This window comes from Gluconobacter sp. OJA, from assembly GCF_039638325.1.
Taxonomy (GTDB): domain Bacteria; phylum Pseudomonadota; class Alphaproteobacteria; order Acetobacterales; family Acetobacteraceae; genus Gluconobacter; species Gluconobacter cerinus.
Genome location: NZ_JBDIWI010000001.1, coordinates 2,044,311 through 2,066,888, shown reverse-complemented (window position 1 = coordinate 2,066,888; position 22,578 = coordinate 2,044,311). Strand labels below are relative to the sequence as shown.

Sequence of the window (22,578 nt, the reverse complement as noted above, 5' to 3'; positions counted from 1 at the left end):
ATTGTGTTTTTGAATGCGTTTCGGCTACAACCCGCGCTCTTCACATCGTCAGGTTTAGAAAACCTACGATTTCTTTTTCCGTCAAAACAGGATCTTCATGTCTCAGATAGTTTCTTCAGGTCAGGCAGTCTCCGGGGGTACCGTCAGCGGAGAGGGTAACATTCTGACCGTTGAAAATGGTGGCTCTATTCAAAGAGTGACCGTTGTGAGCGGTGGTGCTGTTTCTAACGAAGGGGAAGATCGTTTTCTGACCATCAGCAATGGTGGAACCCTGACAGTCGGATCCGCGGGTACTTCCTACAACGCGACTGTTTTGTCCGGGGGACTCCAGGCTGTTACGAACGGCGGTCATGCCTATAATGTAGCCGTCAGCAGCGGGGGAATGCAGGTTACGTCTTCGGGCGGGAAGTTGACCCACACACAGCTGAACCCCGGCGCTACCCTCTCGGCTCTGTCTGGCTCGATTGTTGACCATGCTGAAGTTCGCAGTGGAGCGTCGTTCTACGTTGCATCCGGAGCGGTTGCAGATACGACCGTTATTTCGTCGGGCGCTGTCCTGACGCTGCAAAGCGGGGGCATCCTGACCGAGACGATCCTGTCGTCAGGCGGGCGGATTGACCTTGATGGGCTCAGCTATTCGGACGGGGAAACAGCGACCTTTGTCAGTAGTGGAGGCGCTTATTATCTGAACGTGACTTCTGGTGGAAATGTCGTTTATTCCACGCGGATGCAGGGCGATTACAGCAGCAATGGCGTGACCCTGACGAAAGATGATGACGGTTCAACAATCGCTTCGCTAGGCCCGGTCTGCTTTCTTGGAGGAAGCCTTATCCAGACACCGAGTGGTGAGGTCGTTGTTGAAGATCTGCGTGCCGGGGACGAAGTTGTGGTCATCCGGGACGGCACCGAGCAGGTTGAACGTCTGAATTGGGTAGGACGCAAGAAAGCACAGGTTCGTAAAGGGCCGCATCTGGATGAAGCTGGCTATCCGGTCCGCATCTGCAAAGGGGCCGTGTCTGAGCGCGTTCCTCATACGGATCTGCTGTTGACGCCAGAGCATTGCCTTTATCTCAATGGTGTTTTCATTCCTGTGCGTATGCTCGTGAATGGCAGCAGCATTGCCTACGCAACTGACATCACGTCCTATGACTACTACCATGTCGAGACAGCCAACCATGATGTGATTGTGGCGAACGGTCTGACGACAGAGAGCTATCTCGACACAGGAAATCGCAACAGCTTTGCTCAGCCAGGAAGCATTGCTCACTTCTCGACTGTTGCAAAAAGCTGGGAGCACGACGCTTCTGCACCACTGGTGACGGATCGGTTGGTCGTAGAGCCTGTTCATGCTCGTTTGGCTCAGCGCTCTGAACAGCTTGGCCTGAACGTGGCGTCTGAATCTGAGACCACGTGGGTACATGATCTCCATCTTGAAACACGTTCGGGGCAACATATTGCTCCTATGCGTCAGGTCGGAGGAAGGCTCCTCTTTTCACTTCCGACGGGTGCGCGCACGGTTCGTCTGGTGTCACGCGCGTCTCGGCTGTGTGATTCGGTTGGTCCCTATCTGGATGACCGCCGGATGCTCGGCGTTTTGACGCGCACGATCCGTCTTTGGGATGGAGATGGAATGCAAGAACTTATGGCGCGCCAGCCCGCAGATGCTGAGGGATGGTATCCAGCAGATCCGTCAGGAATACGTTGGACGAATGGCAATGCTCATCTCGAACTCGGGGCACGCTCGGCCACTGACGCGGGTGTTCTGGAGATCGAAATTCTTGAAGCTGGCCCCTATGTAAAACTTCAGGCCGCTGAAAAACGCATCAGTCTTCTTTGCGCCTGAGCGAGTCGGGTACGCCAGTCAGGGGGTAAGAACCTGACTGGCTCTGACAGTGGAAGGCCGGATATTCATCCAGTCTTCCTGTGTCTGAAAGACAGTTAGGGTTGCCGGCGCGTAACCATGTCTCAGAGCCGCAAAAGTATCGCTTTGGAGAGCCGGCCCAGCAAGGTCGTGAGCCAGTGTTCCTATGGCCGGGTTGTGCCCAATCAGGAGTAGCGTCCGGATATCTGCTGGTGTGGCGTGAATGAAGCCATAAAGCGTGTCGAGGCCAGCCCCATAGAGGTTGCTCTCAAGCTGTGGAACAGCCGCGGTTAGAAGAGCAGAGAGCACGCCCTCTGCCGTTTCCCGTGTTCGGCGTGCAGGGCTGCAAAGCACGTGAACAGGCCCTGGTAACTCCAGCTTTGCAAGCTGGGCACCAATTCTGGCCGCCTGTTGATGGCCCATTGGTGTCAGTGGCCGCTCAATATCACCCGATCCTGAATAAAGGTGCGGGCCTGCTTCAGCATGCCGCAGGATGAGGAGCAGGCGTTCGGTCATTCAGTGGGTACCGTTGGCTTGGGCAGCGATGGCTTCGTGGTGGCGAATGACCTCACGAATGACAAATGCGAGAAATTTTTCAGCAAAATCGGGGTCCAGATGCGCGTCTCGTGCCAACTGGCGCAGGCGTTCGATTTGCCGGGCTTCCCGATTAGGGTCTGCGGCGGGCAGGCTGGAACGCGCCTTGAGTTCGCCAACAGCCTTGGTGCAGCGGAACCGCTCTGCCAGCATATGAATCAGGGCGGCGTCGATATTGTCGATGCTGGCACGCAGGCGCTCAAGTTCTGCGAGGGCGGAAGAGCTGTCAGAAGTCATTGATATCGATCCATGCAAGGTGGCCGCCTTTTCCTGCGCCCAGATCCGTGAAGACAGCCGTGCCGCCAAGACGCCCCGTCCGGCGCCAGGGGCGTCCGTCAGTCGAGCGGCGGTCATGGCCGACATAGACCGTCATTCCGTCCGGAATGCGGTTGATCCAGGTCAGTCGGCGTTCGGGATATCCGTCCGGCTGCATGCGGCCGGTGGTTTCGCCAAAAAGGGCGCGGGACAGGGGCGCGGACATTTCGCCCAGACCCGGGACTGCGGGTTCTGAGAGCATCGCTGTATGGAAGCCGCCGTGTACGAACAGCGCGCGGCCAAGCTGGAGCCATGTCGGGGCCGCCGCAATGGCGTCATAAGTGCGCTGCTGAAGCCCTTCGTACTCGGGAAGCGCAAATTGGCGCAGCGTTTCTTCAAGGGGTGGGTCTCGGCGCAGACGCCGCCCTTCCAGGGCACGACCGAGCTTCCGATCGTGATTGCCAAGAATGAAGAGGCCGCGCTGGGTTTCAAGCAGGTCAAGCATGAGCTCCATCACACCTGCGCTGTCCGGCCCATGATCCACCAGATCCCCGAGCTGGATGATAAAACGTTCCGTCGCTGTCGCGTGACGGAAAGCGTTGAGATCACCGTGCACGTCTCCCACCACACGAAGACCGTGTTCACGGATTCGCGTCATGATTGGGGCGGGGAGAGGTGGTTCGACGAAAATGGGTTCGGTCTTTCAAGGCGTTTTGTCTATCAAAAGGCTTCAACGCCTTAACGTCAATTTTCGATTGAAGAAAAAAGACTTCAGCCTTCGACAAGAGCGGCAGCACGCCCCAGATCAACCGACAATACCCGGCTTACACCACGTTCCTGCATCGTAACACCATAAAGCCTGTCCATATGCGCCATGGTGAGCTGATGATGGGTCACGACAAGGAAGCGCGTGCCTGCTTCCTTAGTCATATCGGTCAACAGGGAACAGAAGCGTTCCACATTGGCGTCATCGAGCGGAGCATCCACTTCATCGAGCACACAGATTGGCGCAGGGTTACAGCGGAACGTCGCGAATATAAGAGAAAGGGCCGTCAAAGCCTGCTCGCCACCAGAGAGCAGGGACAGGGTAGAGAGCTTTTTCCCCGGCGGCTGGGCAAAGATTTCCAGGCCGGCCTCCAGTGGATCATCACTGCCGACCATACCCAGATGTGCGCGACCGCCTCCGAACATTCGTGAGAACAGCGACTGAAAATGCCGGTCCACTTCCGTGAAGACGGCCAGAAGCCTTTCGCGCCCTTCACGGTTGATGGTTCCGATGCCGCCACGTAGCCGGTTGATGGCGGCCGTGAGTTCTTCATGCTCTCGGGCGATGGTCTCGGCGGTCTGCTTTGCGTCCTGATATTCTGTCTCGGCCCGCAGATTGACGGCGCCCAGATCATCCCGTTCCCGGGTGAGGCGGGAAAGCCGACGGCGGGTGGACGTTTCAGCCTGCTCGGACAGATCAGAGGGATAAACGCCCCCTTCTGGCGGGTCGCTTTCCGTCAACAGACGCTCACGCGCTGCCACGGCCTGTTCGGCGCGTTCCGTATGGCGGGCAATGGCTTCGCGTGCGGAGGACAGGGCCAGATCAGCTTCTCGGCGACGTTCCTGCGCAGCCTGACCAGCCTGATCGGTGGCTTCGTCTTTGGCGCGGGCTTCATCGTAAGCCGCTTGAGTCTTATCGAGATCCAGATCCTGCTGCTTTAAGGCAGCTTCGAGGCGAACCGGACTATGGGCTGCTTTGTTCCAAGCGTTTTCGAGCGTGTTCCGGCGTTCTTCCAGTTCCGCATGGGATTGAGCGGCCAGAGAAATCTGTCCCTCAAGGTCGGATAGCCGTCCTCTGAGCGCCGCGATACTCCCGTTCAGGCGCATATCTTCCAGCGCAAGACGAGACAGGCTCTCCTGAACCGCCTGAAGCGCCTTCCGGGTTTCTTGCAGTTCCGCGGTGCCACCTAGTACGTTTTGTTCCAGAAGCGCCGGGTCTGGACGCTCTGCAATGGCAGCGTCCTGTGCCTGATGGTCCTTTGTGAGCTTGTCGACGAGCGCTTTGAGCTCCGCCGCACGTGGAGCAAGTGCCGTGCGCCGGGCGAGGGCTGCCGTGGCGGACTGGTCCAGGGTTTGCAATTCGGCAGAAAGGCGATCTGCCTTCTGTCGGAGGTCGCCCGTGGTCTTGCTCGCGGTTTCAAGCTTCTGCCGGGCGTCCTGATGCTGTTGACGGGCGACCGCGTCACGGCGCTCCAGATCCAGAAGATCCGGCCGGTCTGTGGCGGTTCTTGTAACTTCAAGTTCTGTCTGAAGAGCATCAATGTCCCGCTCCAGCCTTTTCAGGGCCTCTTCCAGTTCCTGAAGGCGTGTCTGTGCCGTCTCATGACGCAGAACAGCCTGGTCCAAAGTACGATCAGCCTGTTCGGCCTCTGTCCGGGCTGTCTGGAGATCCCGCGTCAATGCTGTGAGAGCTGTTCGAGCCTCCTCCACGACCTGAGCCGCCTGTTCAGCCGTGTCCGTCAGAGCTGCCGGAGAAGGATGAGCGTCATAATCGGCCGCTGCTTTGTCAGCGTCCGAGCGTGCGCTTTTCGCAGCGGCTTCTGCGTCTGATAAACGACGTTCTGCTTCGTCCCATCGACCTTTGGCCAGCGCAGCCTGCTGTTCGCGTGACGAGAGCTGCGTGCGGGCCTTGCTCAGTTCAGGCTCCAGCCCCGAACGTTCCGACCGAAGACGTTGCAAGGTCTGTTCCGTTTCGACGCGAGTGCGCTGGGCTTCTTGGAAAGCGCTCTGTGCGGCCGGAAGCCCGTTTTCCTGCTCAGCGAGAAGGGCGCGGGCCTGTGTCAGACGTTGTCTCTGCTCCAGACGGGCGGCTCCGGCATCAGGCGCGTCTCCCGAGCGAATGAAACCGTCCCATCTCCACAGAGCACCATTCCGGCAGACAAGCGCCTGACCGGGCTGGAGATGTGTTTGAAGAGCGGCACCTCTACCGGGATCATCCAACAGGAAAACGGCGTCCAGACAACGTTTAACGGCGTCTGGCGCCGCAACCAGAGACGAGAGGGGCGGGCAGGAGTCAATCTGTGGGCTTACTAGTGCTGTGAGAGCAAGCCATCGACGGTCGGCTGCGACGGTCGTGGGCGCGAGCGAGGCATCGAGCCCATCCGCCAATGCCGCAGCGACGGCCCGTGCCAGATCCGCCGGAATATCAAGTCTGTCTTCCAACGGGTCTGGCTGCGCGGCGACGGCTGCAAGTGTCTGTTCCAGCCCTTCACATTCCGAACGAAGGCGCAGGATCGTGCTTTCTGTGCGGGTCAGGACCTCACGGGTAGAGCTCTCCGCTTTGGACGCGGAAAAAAGAGCTTTTTCGGCCTCGGAAAGAGCGTTCTGAAGAGCATTCAGTCTCGTTTCCAGATCCGTAACAGCTGCTCTAAGGGCTGCTACGTCAGTGTCCGGTACGAGAGCTTTCGCGGCGGTATCCCGCTCCCGAAGAGTCGTTTCTGCGCGTTGCGCTGCCTGACTGGCGACCTGCTGGGCGTTGTCTTTCGCACGCAGAAGACCCTTATGGCGCTGAACGCCTTCCTCAGCCTTCGCGCGGGCTTCAAGCCATGCCGCATTGGCCTCATCCAGAGCCTGCCGCGCTGCGCGTTCCCGAGCGGAAATATCTTCCAATGCCTGCAGGGTCTTTTCCCGCTGAGCCTGAAGCTCGGCGCGCTGTGCATCCGTCAGTAGAGCGGTGGCCGTCAGGGCATGAGCGGTGTGGTCCTGAGTCAGGCGGTCTGTCGTAGCCTGAAGGCGGCGATTCAGATCCGCCTCGGTTTTTTCCAGAACAGTCAGGCGTTGCCGTCCGTCTTCGAGTGTACGGCCCTGCAATTCCATTGCCAGACGCGCATCCTGAAGCGTGGCGAGAGCAGCAGCTTCGATCTGTCTGGCGTCTTCAGCCTCACTGATGGCGACATCGACCTGTTGGCGCAGGCTCTCCAGAGCATCATCGTTAGGCCGATTTTTCTCCAGCGCGGTCAGTTCTGCTTCAAGTGCCTGAAGAGCGCCTGTTTCAACATCAAGCCGCGTTGTCAGAGCATCCAGAGCGCTTTTCAGCCCATCGCGACGGATTGCTTCTGCGTCTCGCAGACGGACCGCTTCTTCCAGAGACGCTGCCTGAGTTCGCTCAAGTGCTGCGAGCCGGTTCTGCTCTTCGGTGGCTTGAGCGCGCTGTTCAGGAAGCTGGGCGTGTTCCTTTTCCTGCGCTTCCAGATCTGCAAGAGCGGCCGCCTGGGCGGCTCGATCTTGCGAGAGCCGTTCCGTGCTTCGGGTAAAATCCGCTTCCGCCTGTTGGAAGCGCGCCAGTGCTTCGGCCTCTGCTTCCCGCGCACGTGTGACGTCCACTCGTGCCGTTTCGGACTGGACTTTTAGTCGTTCAAGAGCGCTGCGAAGACGGTCTGTTTCTTCTCTGGCCTGTGGGGTGGCCTTGCGGGCTTCGAACTCCGCAATGGTCGCATGTTCGGCTTCCTGCTCGGCTTTGCAGAGGGCCTCTCGGGCTTTGGCCAGATCATCTTTGCTGCGTTGCACGGCGAGATTGGCGCGAGCATGAAGAAGTGCATGAAGCTGAACCTCGGCCTCACGTAGCTTCTCGGAGAGCTCACGATATTTCCGCGCCTGAACGGTCTGTTCTTCGAGACTGCCGAGCCGCTCTTCAATCTGAAGGCGCAGATCTTCCGCACGGGAGAGGTTGGTCTCGGTCTGGCGGAGTTTCAGTTCCGCGTCATGACGGCGGGCATGAAGGCCGGTGATGCCAGCGGCTTCTTCCAGCAGAAGGCGACGCTCTTCCGGCTTGGCCGCGATAAGCTGGCCAACACGGTTCTGGCTGACGATGGCGGAACTGCGCGCACCGGACGCCAGATCAGCAAAAAGCGTCTGTACGTCACGCGCACGCATGACGCGGCCATTGATACGGTATTCGCTGCCGGAGCCACGCTCTGCACGACGCGTGATTTCGAGGTCTTCAGCATCCTGAAACGGAGCAGGGGCAAGACCCTTCGCGCCGGTCAGATGGAGCGTGACCTGAGCGATGTTCCGGGCGGAACGTGCGCCTGTTCCTGCAAAGATCAGATCGTCCAGCTCGCCACCCCGAAGGGCGCGGGCGGACGTCTCACCCATGGCCCAGCGCAGGCCTTCGACAACATTGGATTTGCCACAGCCATTCGGGCCGATAATGCCCGTCAGGCCCGGAAGGATGTCAACGCGTACCTCATCGGCGAAGCTTTTGAAGCCGCCGATCGTCAGGCGGCTGATCGTCGTGGTGTGAGTTGACATCGGTGTTTATGAAACGCCCTGAAAGAGGTCAGGACGCCTTGGAAACCAGATCGGCAAACTTCTCGTAGGTTTCCGGGTCCTGATCGTAGTGCGTGTTGTTGAAGCGGAAATACGGCGTGCCCTGGATGCTATAGGTGTCCGCATCCTTCTGCACCTGATTGAACATGGCCTGCATGAACGCCGTGTCTTCGCTGATGCTCTTGAACTGCGCGGCAGAGACGCCTGCCAGAGCCGACATCTGCTGAAGCCGCTGCATCGGGTCGCCACCCGAAGCGAAGGCCCACTGCATCTGGCTGGAAAGCAACGCGCCAATGAAAGGCACGTAACGGTCTTCCGGCAGGGAACGGGCTACCATGGCGGCGGTCAGGCCGACGCGGTCTCCGCAGAAATCATGGAACTGATAGCGGATCTTACCGGTATCAATGAGCTGTTCCTTGATCTTCGGGAATTCTTCCGTTCCGAAATGGGCGCAATGCGTGCAGGTCAGGGAAAACCATTCCTGCACCAGCACCTTGGCATTCGGATTGCCAATGATGCGCGGTCCCATGCGCGGGTCATTGGCAGGCAGGGCAGGCGGCGCATCTGCTGCACGGGCTACCGTACCAGCAACAGCCAGCGCTGGTGCTGCGGACAGGATGAAACGGCGGGAAATCATGGGACGGGTCATTCAGGAAGCCTTTGCAACTGCTTTGGCGAACGCATCATAGCTGGAGACGACATCCGGAGCCGGAACGTCATTGATGCGGAAATAAGGAGTACCCTGGATCTGAAGGAAAGCACCATCGCGGTCCTGACGGTTCACAATGGCTTCACGCAGGGCATTGTCGGCATTGATCTTGTCGAATTCAGCCGCTGAGATGCCAGCAAGGACAGCGCGCTTCTTCAGTTCCTGTATGGGATCGATGTTTTGAGCAAATGCCCACTGATCCTGTGTCCGCAGGAGATCGTCCACAAAAGGGGCGTAGCGATCTGCAGGAAGAGACCGGGCTAGCATGGCGGCCAGAAGCGCGACCTGATCCAAGGGGAAGTCATGATAGCGATACCGGATTTTTCCGGTATCGATCAGGTTGGTCTTGATCTGGGGAAAGATGGTCTGTGCGAAGTGAGCACAGTGAGAACAGGTGAGCGAAAACCACTCATCGACCTGAACCTTGGCATCTGGCGATCCCAGAACGCGCGGACCCATCCGGGGATCAGTCGAGGGAAGTCCATTTTCTTCTGCATGCGCAGAAGAAAATGACGCAACTGCCGCAAGGGCAGGCCCGGCAACGAGAAATGCACGACGGCCAAGGGTCATGGACAAGGCTCCACTACGGACAAGATGTCCTACTCACAACGCTGATCTGGCTCAGACGTCAAGACCCGCGTTCGTCGTCTTGCTGTCCCGTATCGGGCAGGGGCTTCTTTTCCCAGCCTTCCGGTACTCGCATTCGCAATGCTCGAATATGGCGCGCATCCGCATCCAGAACGCGGAATTCCAGCCCGCTCTCATGGGTCAGAACTTCGTCTTTTGCTGGCACATGCTCCGCCAGACGGAAGACAAGTCCACCAACCGTCTCGATCTCGGCTTCGCGCTCAGCATCCGTGAGAACAGCCCCCAGCCGTTCCTCAAGCTGACGGACGGGCAGACGGGCATCAATATCGAAAGAGCCATCCGCGCGTTCTACCCACGGGGTCGTGACAGGGTCGTCGTGTTCGTCCGAGATATCACCCACAATCGTCTCGATCAGATCTTCGATCGTGACGAGGCCGTCGATGCTGCCGTATTCGTCAATGACGAGGGCCATGTGCATCCGGCGCTGACGCATCTGTAGCAGCAGATCAAGCACCGGAATGGTCGGAGCAATCATCAGAGGCTGACGAAGAAGCGGCCGGATGTCGAACGCCTCAGGGTCATCAACATACGCCACCAGATCCTTCACATGGATCATGCCGGCGATATCGTCGAGCTGGCCGCGATAGACCGGCATACGGGAATGGTTTTCCCGACGCATGTGATCCAGGGCATCGTTGAAGGAGATGCTCTCGGACATGGCAATGATATCTGCGCGGGGGATCATCACGTCATCTGCCGTGATGTCTCGCAAGCGCAGGACATTCATGATGAGGGCACGTTCCTGCCTGTCCAGTTCCGGCTCATCTCCCGTCTCTTCGAAAGGCTGGGCGGCTTCGTGGACAAGTGTAGCGATGGACTCGCGCAGACCCTGATCACGGTTGCGGCGGCCGAACAGTCCGAACAATCCGCGGGAATTCTTTCTACCGTCGTCTGAACGGTCAGTAATGTCTTCGCTCATGCCCGTCTTCCTGCCTGTCGCCATGGATCGCCAAAACCAAGCTGGCGCATCGTGCGGGTTTCAACCCCTTCCATGTCCCGGGCTTCGCCGGGAAGATAATGATCGTATCCTGCAAGATGCAGGGCCCCATGAACCACGAGATGGGACAGATGAGCGCGCATGCTGCGATGGGCAGCATCCGCTTCTTTCCGGACTGTCTCGTAACCCAGAATGATGTCTCCGCCGTGAAGGGGAGAGACCGGTTCGAACGTCAGAACGTTCGTGGGTTTGTTCTTGTTGCGGAAGCGGGCATTGAGCCGCTTTACGATCCGATCTGTCGAGAGAAGAATCGACGGAGCAGGAGACCGGCTGAAATCCGGGCCACCCTGACGGGCGACGGCGGTGAGCGCACGATGGATCGTGCGCTCTGTATCAGAGACCGAGGAGCGCCATCTGGCGTCCTCGATGATGATGTCAGTACCGGCGTGACGACTTGGAGGTTCCATTGTTATCCCGGCGCGGCCGATCCCGGAAATTATCCAGGGGGGCAGGCGCTTTCTGTTCATAGGCATCGACGATACGGGCGACCAGCGGATGGCGCACCACATCAACGGATGTAAAGCGAGTGATGCCGATTCCCTTGATACCTTCCAGGGTCTCGACGGCTTCCCTTAGCCCAGATGATACCCCGTTGGGCAGATCAATCTGACTGAGGTCACCTGTAACAGCCATGCGTGTACCTTCACCCATGCGGGTCAGGAACATCTTCATCTGGGCTGGGGTCGTGTTCTGGGCTTCATCCAGAATGACGAAAGAATGGGCGAGCGTTCTGCCGCGCATGAAAGCCAGCGGGGCAACTTCGATCTCGCCCGTGCCCATCCGTCGCACGACCTGGTCACCCGGCATCATGTCATTCAGGGCATCGTAAAGCGGACGAAGATAGGGGTCGATTTTTTCCCGCATATCGCCGGGCAGGAAGCCCAGACGCTCGCCGGCTTCAACAGCCGGGCGGGAAAGAATGATCCGGTCCACCTGTCCGGCAAGAAGCATGGCAACGCCCTGAGCAACAGCCAGATAGGTTTTGCCGGTTCCGGCAGGCCCAATTCCGAAAACCAGATCAGTCCGACCAAGCATTTCCATGTATGCGGCCTGCCCATGAGACCGCGGAGCAATCACACCGCGCTTGGTGCGAATGGCCGGAAGATCGGTCAGAGGAGCAGACGTCGGAGAGGTCTGGAAATTTTGAGGGGCAGGTTTGTGCTGACCTGCTTCGCGACGAGGCTGTTGCTGCCTGGAGGGTGGGGCCGGGGGAACAGCAGCGCGTTGGCGTTCGTGATGCCGTGTAGGCAGCGCAGTCATTCGGATCACACCATCAACCTGCGAGCTGTCGATGGTGCCGCCCTGTTCGAGCTGATTGTACAGCGCAACGATAGCCGCCTGAGCGCGGCCTACGGCATCCGTTTCGCCTGAAATGGCGATTTTGTTGCCGCGGCATGAAAGCCTGACATTGAACCCCTCCTCAAGCTGGACGAGGTGTCTGTCATGATCTCCCAGAAGTCTCTGAAGGAGAATATTGTCATTGAAGCGCAATGCGACGGTGCGATTGCCTTCGGTACCACCAGGGGCGGCGACGGAGCGCGTCGGGGGTGTTGTCAGCAAGCGGAGGCTGTCTCCCGGATGAGGGTTCCACCAAGTGAGTTGGTCATGCGAGTGGTGATGGCGACCTTGGCGATGGTGCCAATCAAATGGTCCGGCCCTTCGAAATGAACGGGCTGGAGATACGGAGACCGGCCAGAGAGCTGACCTGGCTTGCGGCCTTTCCCCGTAATGAGAATATCCTGAACCGTGCCGACCATGTCTGCATTGAACGCATCCTGCTGTTCACGCAGAAGGGCCTGAAGCTCTGCCAGACGACGGGTTTTTACGTCTTCGGCCACCTGAAAAGGCTGGCCAGCGGCTGGGGTGCCGGGACGGGGGGAATATGTGAAGCTGTAGGCCATGGCGAAGCCGATATCGCGGACAAGCTGCATTGTCGCTTCAAAGTCTTCTTCTGTTTCACCGGGATGTCCCACGATAAAATCAGAAGACAGTGCCAGATCTGGACGAGCTTCCCTCAGGCGACGGACACTCTCGCGATATTCATCCGCCGTGTGGCCACGGTTCATGGCTTTCAGGATGCGGTCCGAACCACTTTGAACCGGCAGATGGAGGAACGGCATCAGGGCACGGTTATCACGGTGCGCGTCAATGAGGCTCTGGTCCACATCGCGCGGGTGTGAAGTCATGTACCGGATGCGATCCAGCCCATCCAACTGGCCCAGCTCGGCAGCCAGCTCAGCCAGTGTCGCGCTTCCACCCTGGCCATTGTCACCGTGATAGGCGTTGACGTTCTGGCCCAGCAGGGTGATTTCCCGCACGCCTGCAGCAACCATCCGGCGGGCTTCTGCCATGACCGATGCAACGGGGCGGCTGGTTTCAGCGCCTCGCGTGTAAGGAACGACGCAGAAGGAACAAAATTTGTCGCAGCCTTCCTGAATGGTCAGAAAGGCAGTGAGATTGCCTGAAGATTGCGGCGCAGCTTCGGCGGGTAGGAAGTCAAACTTCTGTTCGGCCGGGAAGTCTGTTTCGATGACAGCGCCACCAGCGCGTGCGGCCCGAGCCACCATTTCCGGAAGGCGATGGTACGTCTGAGGCCCAAGCACCAGATCGACGTACGGCGCACGGCGAAGGATTTCTTCTCCTTCGGCCTGTGCCACACATCCAGCGACAGCAATGATGCTGCGATCCTGACCATTCTCAATCCGCTCATCACGGATTTTGCGCAGACGCCCGAGTTCGGAGAAAACTTTCTCCGTTGCGCGCTCACGGATATGACAGGTGTTGAGAATCACCATGTCAGCAGCCTCAGGCGTGTCGACAGGGCCATATCCCAGCGGGCGAAGAACATCCGCCATACGCGCGCTGTCATAGACATTCATCTGACAGCCCCACGTAATAACATGCAGGCCATGACGGGCACGTTCGGCAGGGGCGGGCGCGGAGGCGGAAGTCTCGGTGGTCAAGGTTTCAATCCGGGGCTGGCAATATCAGGCACACACATCAGGGCTGCGGGCAGCGGGGTCAAGCCCATCCTGACAGAGGAAAGGTCAAACATGAGACTGGACCGGCATGTCAGACTGGCCTGAAGCGGCATCACCATCTCCGGATGGACGCTGAATTGCTCCCATCAATGAAACTGAAAGTGACGCGGCGCTCCCCTGCAAGTCAAGACAAACCTTGGGTTGGTCCAAAGATAACTCGGGCTCAGTTCTGGTCGTCAGGAACAAGTCCCTGTCTGAGCTTTGCCGCGCCCTCGCTGACGGCCTTGAATGTGGCGTTTGCCAGCTCTTTCCGGGAACGGAAATTTTCCGGGTCTAGTGGTGGATGGAGCAGAATTGTGGCCCGCATCGAGCGCCATTGGCAGAAAGACCACAGGTGAGGCGTCAGATCCATGTCTCCATACCAGGAGAAAACGGATCGGCGACTGCGGCCGACTGGCAACCCTTCCAGGCGATCATAAACGATAGACACAGGCTGGACGAGCGTTGGTGGAGGCTTTGGCATGCCAGCCTGATCAAGCCGTCCAGGCTTTGCGACAGCAAAGAACGAGGACAGAAAGGGCAGAACACGGGAGCCGTCCGTTGATGTTCCTTCAGGGAACAGAACGATGTCATCTCCATTCCAGAGATGTTCGGTCATTTCCTGTAGCTCTTTGCCAGTATTCTGCCTGTTGCGGCTTACAAATATTGTTCTGCCCAGCCGTGAGATGGTGCCGATCAATGGCCAGGAGCCAACTTCACCTTTCGCAACAAAAACAGTGTGAAGCGTGCCGCCAACAACAGGGATATCCAGCCACGAGCAATGGTTCGCGACATAAATAATAGGACGTTCTCCGCGCTGGACGTCCTTGGCGTTCAGGATTTTTCCGGCTCTCGTGCCGACGATGCGGATCTGCAAGCCGAGAATACGGCTGATCATGCGCCAGAAGATCCGAGGCACCCGAATCTTGCCGGAGCCAGGAAGGCGAATGAGTACGAACTGGATGATAGAGACCCAGAATGCCCAGATCAGAACAGCTGCAAGCCTTGCCACACAGGCAGTGCGGCTGAAAGCAGAGAACTGGGTCGTTGCCTGTTCGGCCGGAAAATTGACACTTTCGTCAATGATCGGTCGGTTATGGCGACGGCGGCCGAGTGGTGGCTGAGCATCAGGATGGGGCATGGGTGCTGAGTGATAAGGATTTCAGGCGCTGGAGACAATCTCGTTTGTCTTACGAACATTGTATACCTGCCTCGAAAGGTCTTTCTGTCATGGACTTGACAGTGCGTCGTGGGGTACTGCCACAAGGGTATGCGGCCACATCCGATCGGTTCGCTTTTCGTGGTTCGGCCTCTTCGGGGTCGATCATTTCTCAAAACGGATTATCAGGACCTCCGGTGAAGTCACGCGGTCGCTCATCTGCTGTTTCCCTTTCTCTTGCCATTGGGGCAATGGCAGTCTGCTGTCATGCGCCCAAGGCCAAGGCAGATACGGCGCCTGTCGCCGGCGAAACTGCTGAACAGGCTGTTCCCTACAAGGTCACGATACAGCCAACGAAGAATGCTGATCTTGATGCCGCTGTAAATGCGTCCTCCCAGCTGCAATCGCTTCAGAATACGCATGCCGTCGGGCCCTATGCCCTCGCTGGCCGTATCCGGTCAGATTATGACCGTGTGGACACGGCACTGCAGTCTCAGGGGTATTATGCCGGAACGGTTACAATTCTTATCAAGGCGGGAGCACGAGAGTTAGACGGACGTGATCCGGCCGTGCCGGACGTGTTGAACACTCTTCCCAAAGACGCCAAAGTTACCATCACGATTTCCGTCAGCAAGGGGAACCAGTTCCGCCTTGGGAAAATTATCCTGACGACACCGCCACCGAAAGCAGAGCCTCAACCGGACGTTTCTGGCGCTTCGAAAACAGCGCCATCCCCCAAAGGAAGTGCGGCGCCGGTCTCGAGTAAAGCTCAGACTGCCGATAAAATGGGAGCGGTTGATACCTCCGGGCAGGCTGCGGGGCAGGGAGTGCCGGTCGAGCTTACATCTGATGAACAGAAGGCCTTTAAGCTCAAGGCGGGCCAGCCCGCTATTGCTTCGGACGTTCTGGCTGCGCAAGGCAACCTGCTGACCCAGTTGCAGGAAGAGGGTTACGCCGTCGCGGATGTCTCTACGCCGCTGGCCTACCTCCAACCGCATGATGAGACCCTTGATATCGTCTTCCGTGTGGGGAAAGGGCCGAAGGTTGTCATCGGTCCAATCGGGATGGATGACCTCAAGCGTGTGCATCAGTCCTTTCTGCGGCGGCGTCTGACGATCCGGGAAGGGCAGCTTTACCAGCCCTCCAAGATTGAAGCTGCCCGTCAGGATCTGGCAGCAGTCGGCGTGTTCTCTTCCGTTCAGGTGCATAACGCGCCGCCCATCATCACACTTCCCGCAAGCCAGACGCTCATGCCTGGCGTTCTTCAGGCCATGCCGGTCAATTTCAGCTTCAAGGAAGCAAAAAGACGCACTGTTGCGGTGCAGGCAGGGTATTCGACGGATCTCGGTGGGCGTGCCGGTGCAACCTGGACGCACCATAATCTGCTGGGCAATGCAGAGCAGCTCAAGCTCACAGCTCTTATTACGGGTCTTGGAGGATCAGCGCAGCAGGGGCTGGGCTATGACGTTTATGCGGACTTCAGCAAACCGGACTTCCTGCATAAGAACCAAAACCTGAGTCTGCGTGTCGAAGCTATTCGTCAGCTTCTGTACTCCTATCATCAGACCGCCTTCCTCATCCGTGGTGGCATCGGACGTCGTCTCGGCAAGTTCTGGTATGTGTCCGGCGGCCTGATGGGCATGCAGGAGCAGATCCAGCAGTTCGGAGACACGCGGAGTTACTTCATCGTATCGGCGCCTCTCAGTGCGGCCTACGATAGCACCCAGCTGGAAAATCCGATTGATCCGGCCACGCATGGTGTTCGGGCCTCTCTGTCTGCCACACCTTCTGTGTCGCTGGAGAACGGAACATCGTTCTTCACACTACTGTCCGCGCAGGTCTCCACTTATTTCGATCTGGCCAAGATCGGCCTGACGAAGCCGGGCAAGAGCGTTATCGCAGTTCGTGGAACTGTTGGGTCTGTGCAGGGCGCTTCGACGTATCAGATCCCGCCAGATCAACGGCTCTATGCGGGTGGACCGGCGACAGTACGTGGCTTCCGATATCAGGGTGTAGGCCCGCAATATGGTCACACGAAATATGCGATCGGTGGCACCTCTCTGGATGCTGGGACAGTTGAGTTCAGGCAGAGACTGCCCATGAACCTCGGTCTGGCAGGGTTCGTGGATGCCGGACAGGTCGGCACAGGTTCCCGCCCCGGACAGGGAACACTTCGCGTGGGTTATGGCGGAGGGGTGCGCTATTTCACTCCTATCGGGCCAATTCGTGTCGATGTCGCGCTGCCGATGAACAGACCGGCCTACGGCGACAAATGGGAACTGTATATTGGTCTTGGAGAGACATTCTGATGCGCGCCCGCAGGATTATTCTCTGGATCGTCTCTCTCGTCATTGGCGTTCCGCTCGGGCTGGTTGTTCTGGCGCTGGTTGTCGTCCTTATCGGGATCAACATCGGTCCGGGCCAACGCCTGATTGAACAGAAGGTCAGTCCACTCACGGGTGGAATGGTGCAGATCTCTGGTCTGTCCGGTGCGCTTCCGCAGCATCTGAAGCTTGCGCGGCTTGCAGTGAAGGACAGCAAGGGCGTCTGGCTCGAACTGGATAATTTTGAACTTCGCTGGTCGCCCCTGTCCCTTGTGGGCATGGATGCACACGTCAAGGCTCTGAGCGCTGACCGCCTCGCTCTTCTGCGCAAACCAATTTCTGACACAACGGCAGAGACGACTGAAACCCAAGCCAGTTCCAGCCCATCAAAGCTGAATATTCAGGTTGATCTGGATGTCCTGAAAGTCAGTCGGATCGAAATTGGTCCTGATTTCACGGGTAAGGCAACGCTATTCAGCCTGAACGGTCACGCTCATATTGCGTCTATCGCGCCATTCCTGAATGGCGTGACGATGCAGACACTCCCCAAGATGGACATTGCCCTGCAACTGGCCCGTCTGGATGCGGCCGGGGGACTTACGCTTTCAGCCCAGACGCCGAAAGATCGTTTGGCTCTCGCCGTTACCTTCAAGGAAGGTGTCAACGGCTTTGCAACCACACTCGGACAGCTTCCGCAGCTTGACCCTGTGGACATGCATCTGAACCTTGCAGGCCCCCGCACGGCGGCGGCCCTTGATTTCGGCCTGAGTGCTGGACCGATCACGGCATCTTCAACTGGGCAGATCAATCTCTACACCAACATCGCAAACCTGCACGTCAAGGCCAATGCCCCTGCGATGACGTTGAAGCCTGGCATTGGCTGGAATGCGATTGCCCTGAACACGGATCTACATGGTCCGCTCAAGGCTCCTGCCGGACAGGGGCTGCTGGATATTGATGCTCTGACTGCGGGTGGCGCATCCATCGGCCATCTGCACGCGACGTTCGACGGCACGGAAGCCGCAAAGCCAGAAGATACCGTTGCACATTTGCAAGCTGCTCTGGATGGCCTGCGGATTCCCGGAAGCCAGCCAACGCTTCTGGCTTCGGCGCCTCTGACACTGGATGTGACGGCTCATCCTCTGGCAACGACACTTCCGGTTGTCGCCAGGATTGACCATCCTTTGATGCACGTCGCGGCCAATGTTGATGTCAAGCCAGCGGCGAAGGGGCATGTGACACTGGCGCTGCCAGATCTGCATCCTCTTGCAGCGATCGGAAGTACGGATCTGAGTGGTAGCGCGGCCCTTGCGGCTGACTTCGCCATGCCAGTGACCGACCATGATGATCTGACACTCGAGAGCTCAGGGACGATCTCTGTTACGGGTGGTCAGCCACAGGCTCTCCATCTGATTGGCAAGGATGGTCATCTGGCGCTTCAGCTCAGCAAGTCACCCGCCAATGTTCTGACGGTGAAGAGTTTTGGTCTGGACGGTCAGGCGCTTCATCTTCTGGTGTCTGCGGTTGTTGATCTGGCGCATGGCAACACGATGCAAACCAAAGCAACGGTTGCTCTTCCTGATCTGCGGCAGGCCAGCCCAGCACTTCTGGGCAACATGACCCTGACGGCAACGGCTGATGGGCCTACCGATGATCTGGCTGTCAAAGCAGGGCTTGAGGGTGAGTTCGGCACCAAGGATGTCGCCAAGGGCCCAGTCGCGCTGGATGCTGATTTCCAGCATTTGCCCGGCCGGCCGCAAGGTACCCTGACGGCACATGGAACACTGGATCATGCCCCGCTGGCGCTGGATACAGCTGTTCAGAAAACGGATGACGGTGCTTTCCATCTCGATCTGAACAAGTTGAGCTGGAACAGCCTGACGGGTCAGGGGAAACTCCGCCTTCCAAATGGCGCCAAAGTGCCGCTGGGCGATCTGGACGTCAGCATTAAAAATCTTTCGGATTTCCAGCGACTGATTGGGCAGGCCATCAAAGGTCATCTGGCGCTGTCCATCCATACGACTGAACCGCAGGGCGCGCCACCGCAGGTCAAGCTGGGACTGGACGGTGCCCTCGCCATGGCTCAGGCCAGTGTGCAGGCTCTCAATCTAAAAGGAACGATTTCCAACCCGATTGACGATCCCGCTCCAGATCTGACGCTGGATCTAACGGGTGTCCGCTCTCAGGACATCACCGGCAAGGCTCATGCCACAGTCAAAGGTCCTCAGTCTGCCATGGCGGTGACCCTGAATGGCGCTTTTCAGAACGTCATGGGCTCTCCGGCCAACGTGGATGCGGCGGTTCTGCTAAACCTGCCCAAAAAGACGGTGCGTGTGGACCGTCTGACGGCAATGGCCAAGGAAGAGTATATCCGGCTGGGTGGCCCTGCGAATGTCTCTTTCGGAGATATCATGGGGGTCGATCATCTGCGGGCGACACTGGCCCCACAGGGTGTTGCGCCCGCGACGATTGATATTGCCGGCTCCATCAAACCTCGCCTGGCTCTAACGGCGACAGTTGACCGACTGACCCCGGCCATAGCCAAGCCCTTTGCCCCCGAACTTGCTGCAAGTGGTGTCATTTCTGCGAAGGCCAATCTGGCGGGAACGATTGACGCTCCTACCGGGACTGTCGCGCTGACGGCGCATGGCTTGAAAATGCAGACAGGCCCCGCAGCATCACTGCCAGCAGCCGAAATTCTGGCCAATATCGGTCTGGCCGGAAAGACGGCCAAAGTTGATGTGACGCTTGGAGCAGGACCGAAAGTTGCCTTGGCTGTTCGGGGAACGGCGCCCCTTTCCAAGGAGGGAGCGATTGCACTGGCGACAACAGGTCATGTCAATCTTTCCGTTGCCAATGGCGTGCTCGGTGCAAGCGGAATGGCGGCGAAAGGGCAGGTTGGCATCAATCTGAACGTCGCCGGCACAGCCAGCCAGCCACGAGCAACGGGACGTGTAGAGCTCCAGAACGTTTCATTTGACCACTATGCACAGGGTGTTCGTCTGACGGACATCAATGGTGCCGTTGTCGCCTCGGGCGATAGCCTTACCCTAGAGCATGTTCTGGCTCACGCCGGGCCCGGAACGATCGCACTTGATGGAACGGTTGGAATTTTCCGTCCCGGTCTGCCGGTGGACATCAAGGTTATTTCCGACAAGGCCCGCCCTGTCTCAAGTGATCTTGTAACAGCTGTCATCAACACGGACCTGCACATTCACGGGCAGGCTACGACACGCGTGGATGTGGATGGGAAAATTGTCCTGCCAAGCGTGACGGTCAATATTCCAAACTCGATGCCAGCATCGGTCGCGCAGCTTGACGTAGTCCGGCCGGGGCAGAAAGCGCCTGACAATACCAGCAGCCTCATCATCGGGCTGGGGATTGATGTAATTTCGCCGGGACAGTTTGTGGTCCAGGGCCATGGCCTGGATGCGGAAATGCAGGGCCGCTTGCATGTGCGCGGCACGAGTAGCGCCCCGTCCATTACAGGCGGTTTCGATCTCAAGCGGGGCAACTTCAATCTGGCCGGAATTAATCTGAACTTCACGCATGGTCGCGTCGCGTTCAACGGAACGGGCGTCAATCACAAGCTGGACCCGACACTGGATTTCCGTGCGGACCGTAATGCCAAGGGAACACTCGCGAGCCTTCTTGTCACGGGTTATGCCAGTGCGCCGAAGATCGACTTCTCGTCTGTACCGACTCAGCCTCGTGATGAAGTCATGGCCATTCTGCTGTTCGGAACGGATGCCCATTCACTTTCCACGACGCAGCTTGCAGAGCTTGCTGCCGCCGTCGCACAGCTTGCTGGCGGGTCATCATTCGATCCACTTGGGAAGGTGCGGAATGCCCTTGGCCTGGACCGACTGGCTGTTGGTGGCGGCGGTGGCGTTGATAACGGTGGGACCAGCGTGGAAGCGGGCAAATATGTTATGAAGGGCGTGTATGTTGGCGCAAAACAGGCCACCTCTGGCTCCGGTACGCAGGCTCAGGTCCAGATTGATCTGACCAAGCGGCTGAAGCTCAATACGACAGTCGGGACGGGCGGTCAGGTGACAGGCTTTACCACGCCAGAGAACGATCCCGGCTCAAGTGTGGGTCTGTCTTACGGATTTGATTACTGAGCCTGAACGGCGTCTTCCAGAAGGACCTTTACGCGGGTCACGACGTCCGACCATTCCCGGAAACGAGTCTGGCGGACGATCCGCATCTGTGGATACCACGGACTGTCTTCGCGCTCGTGGAGCCAACGCCAGCAGTTGTTGAAGCGGTCCATCATGATGACCGGTTTACCTAACGCCCCAGCCAGATGAACCATGGACGTATCCACGGAGATAATCAGATCAAGGCACGACACCAGGGCGGCTGTGTCGTCCATGTCCAGACACTGGGGCATGAAGTCCACCAGCGGGGCCGGGAAATCCAGGCATTGAAGCGCTGCGTCATCTTTCTGCAGGGAGTAGAACGTAACGCCTTCTACATTCGCGAGCAGTGCCAGCGCCGCAAGAGGCATTGACCGCTGACGGTCCACCATCTGCGCGCCAGTGTTTTCCGGGCGTGCACCTCCGGCCCAGACCAGACCAACACGCAGATTACGATCAGCTTTCAGGGATTTCTTCCACTGAGACGCTTTGCCAGGATCAGCCGTCAGATAAGGAACGGGAGCGCCCATGGCGTCAGGTGTGGCTGAAAATGCGCGGGGAAGACTGATGAAGGGGCAGTGATAGTCAAAAGCAGGGGCCTCGCCGCCATGCTGAACAACGGCTACCCCTTCAACGCGACGGCACAGATCTGCCAGTGTTGAAGATCCCCAGATGTGCACCACTGCGCCTGTTCGTGCCAGCGCAGGGATGTACCGAAGATACATCAACGTATCACCCAGTCCTTCCTCCTGCGTGACGAGCACGCGCTTGCCCTGAAGATTGAGAGTCGGGGAAATGTTGGGCAGGAGGGTGTCTTTGGGCAGGTTGGTGTGCCCGGGGACGCCAAAGCGCCACTCATGTTCTGTCCATCCCTGCGCCATTCGACCGCTCTTGAGCATGGCAATGGAATGGTTCAGTCGCAGGGCTGGTTCGTATGGAGCGAGCGGAATGGTCTCTCGATAGACGTTAGCTGACTCTTCCAGCCTACCGATATTGTTGAGGATCGCAGCTGTATTGCAGCCGATCTTCCAATCTTCCGGATGCTGGCGGCGCAGGTCATCCATAATGGACAACGCTTCGTCAAACCGGCCCTGTTCCGTCAGGTTCATGACGAGAAGATTAAGGGTATTTTTATCGTTAGGGCGTCTTTGCAGGCTCTCGCGGAAGGCGACATCGGCTTCATCGAAGCGCCCCATATGCATCAGAATTGTGCCGTAGGCATCCAGAAGACGTGTGTCTTGCGGGGAGAGGCGACGGCACTCCTTGATAAGCAGGAGCAGATCAGCCCGGCGACGGAGAGAGGCTGCTTCCTCAATGAGGGCAGTGATGGCATGGCCGCCGAAAGGCTTGCTCGCGGCTTCAAGTTCTATCGCAGCCTGCGCGTACTGAGCGGAACGGAAAAAAGCGCGGCCCTTCGCCAGATGAACGGCGTCACTCGGGGGGAGTGGCCCCAGAATGTCCAGTGCCTGTTTCGGATAGCCTGCCTGTATGGCGTTTTCAGCGCGGGTGAGGGCCTCACCGTCTGTCGTAGAAGTACTTTGGCTAGCCGTCACAGT

At 58.3% G+C, this 22,578-nt stretch carries 15 protein-coding genes; 3 read left to right on the top strand and 12 right to left on the bottom strand.

Annotated elements, in window-relative coordinates:
- Nucleotides 1-97 precede the first annotated feature (97 nt).
- Nucleotides 98-1,843 (top strand): Hint domain-containing protein, encoded by a 1,746-nt coding sequence (locus ABDK75_RS09365; RefSeq protein WP_346005672.1) that lies wholly within the window; start codon nucleotides 98-100, stop codon nucleotides 1,841-1,843.
- 18 nt (nucleotides 1,844-1,861) lie between these two features.
- Here the strand turns inward: ABDK75_RS09365 and ABDK75_RS09360 are convergent, their stop codons facing one another.
- From ABDK75_RS09360 to ABDK75_RS09310, 11 genes are all read right to left on the bottom strand, one after another.
- The gene (locus ABDK75_RS09360) at nucleotides 1,862-2,377 is read right to left on the bottom strand and encodes a histidine phosphatase family protein (RefSeq protein WP_339405319.1); all 516 of its coding nucleotides are present in this window, start codon (nucleotides 2,375-2,377) and stop codon (nucleotides 1,862-1,864) included.
- Nucleotides 2,378-2,692, bottom strand: a complete 315-nt coding sequence (locus tag ABDK75_RS09355; RefSeq protein WP_046899577.1) for a chorismate mutase — start codon at nucleotides 2,690-2,692, stop codon at nucleotides 2,378-2,380.
- Entirely contained in the window at nucleotides 2,682-3,368 is a 687-nt protein-coding gene (locus ABDK75_RS09350; RefSeq protein WP_046899576.1) for a metallophosphoesterase, read from the bottom strand. Before ABDK75_RS09350 ends, ABDK75_RS09355 begins: the two co-directional genes overlap by 11 nt.
- Nucleotides 3,369-3,481: 113 nt before the next feature.
- Nucleotides 3,482-8,005, bottom strand: a complete 4,524-nt coding sequence (locus tag ABDK75_RS09345; RefSeq protein ID WP_346005669.1) for an AAA family ATPase — start codon at nucleotides 8,003-8,005, stop codon at nucleotides 3,482-3,484.
- A 28-nt stretch (nucleotides 8,006-8,033) separates the two neighbouring features.
- Entirely contained in the window at nucleotides 8,034-8,672 is a 639-nt protein-coding gene (locus tag ABDK75_RS09340; protein WP_346005668.1) for a thioredoxin domain-containing protein, read from the bottom strand.
- Nucleotides 8,673-9,302 (bottom strand): thioredoxin domain-containing protein, encoded by a 630-nt coding sequence (locus tag ABDK75_RS09335; protein ID WP_086634075.1) that lies wholly within the window; start codon nucleotides 9,300-9,302, stop codon nucleotides 8,673-8,675. It lies immediately after the preceding gene.
- Between the two features lie 58 nt (nucleotides 9,303-9,360).
- Nucleotides 9,361-10,299 (bottom strand): hemolysin family protein, encoded by a 939-nt coding sequence (locus ABDK75_RS09330; protein WP_064274061.1) that lies wholly within the window; start codon nucleotides 10,297-10,299, stop codon nucleotides 9,361-9,363.
- Nucleotides 10,296-10,784 (bottom strand): rRNA maturation RNase YbeY, encoded by a 489-nt coding sequence (gene ybeY, locus ABDK75_RS09325; protein WP_064274062.1) that lies wholly within the window; start codon nucleotides 10,782-10,784, stop codon nucleotides 10,296-10,298. Before ybeY ends, ABDK75_RS09330 begins: the two co-directional genes overlap by 4 nt.
- Nucleotides 10,753-11,937, bottom strand: a complete 1,185-nt coding sequence (locus ABDK75_RS09320) for a PhoH family protein (RefSeq protein ID WP_046899571.1) — start codon at nucleotides 11,935-11,937, stop codon at nucleotides 10,753-10,755. The genes ybeY and ABDK75_RS09320 overlap by 32 nt, the downstream gene beginning before the upstream one ends.
- Nucleotides 11,931-13,340, bottom strand: a complete 1,410-nt coding sequence (gene miaB, locus ABDK75_RS09315; RefSeq protein ID WP_083956298.1) for a tRNA (N6-isopentenyl adenosine(37)-C2)-methylthiotransferase MiaB — start codon at nucleotides 13,338-13,340, stop codon at nucleotides 11,931-11,933. The genes ABDK75_RS09320 and miaB overlap by 7 nt, the downstream gene beginning before the upstream one ends.
- 241 nt (nucleotides 13,341-13,581) lie before the next feature.
- Nucleotides 13,582-14,538, bottom strand: a complete 957-nt coding sequence (locus ABDK75_RS09310; RefSeq protein ID WP_086634078.1) for a 1-acyl-sn-glycerol-3-phosphate acyltransferase — start codon at nucleotides 14,536-14,538, stop codon at nucleotides 13,582-13,584.
- 215 nt (nucleotides 14,539-14,753) lie between these two features.
- On the opposite strand from ABDK75_RS09310, the gene ABDK75_RS09305 reads away from it, so the two are divergent.
- Together ABDK75_RS09305 and ABDK75_RS09300 are read left to right on the top strand one after the other, a co-directional pair.
- The gene (locus ABDK75_RS09305; protein ID WP_211500145.1) at nucleotides 14,754-16,865 is read left to right on the top strand and encodes a BamA/TamA family outer membrane protein; all 2,112 of its coding nucleotides are present in this window, start codon (nucleotides 14,754-14,756) and stop codon (nucleotides 16,863-16,865) included.
- Nucleotides 16,865-21,004 carry a translocation/assembly module TamB domain-containing protein gene (locus tag ABDK75_RS09300; RefSeq protein WP_346005666.1) on the top strand — a complete coding sequence of 1,380 codons (4,140 nt, stop codon included), beginning with the start codon at nucleotides 16,865-16,867 and terminating at the stop codon, nucleotides 21,002-21,004. Before ABDK75_RS09305 ends, ABDK75_RS09300 begins: the two co-directional genes overlap by 1 nt.
- On the opposite strand, the gene ABDK75_RS09295 is transcribed toward ABDK75_RS09300, so the two are convergent.
- Nucleotides 20,998-22,575 carry a tetratricopeptide repeat protein gene (locus tag ABDK75_RS09295; RefSeq protein WP_346005665.1) on the bottom strand — a complete coding sequence of 526 codons (1,578 nt, stop codon included), beginning with the start codon at nucleotides 22,573-22,575 and terminating at the stop codon, nucleotides 20,998-21,000. The genes ABDK75_RS09300 and ABDK75_RS09295 overlap by 7 nt on opposite strands.
- Nucleotides 22,576-22,578: the final 3 nt, after the last annotated feature.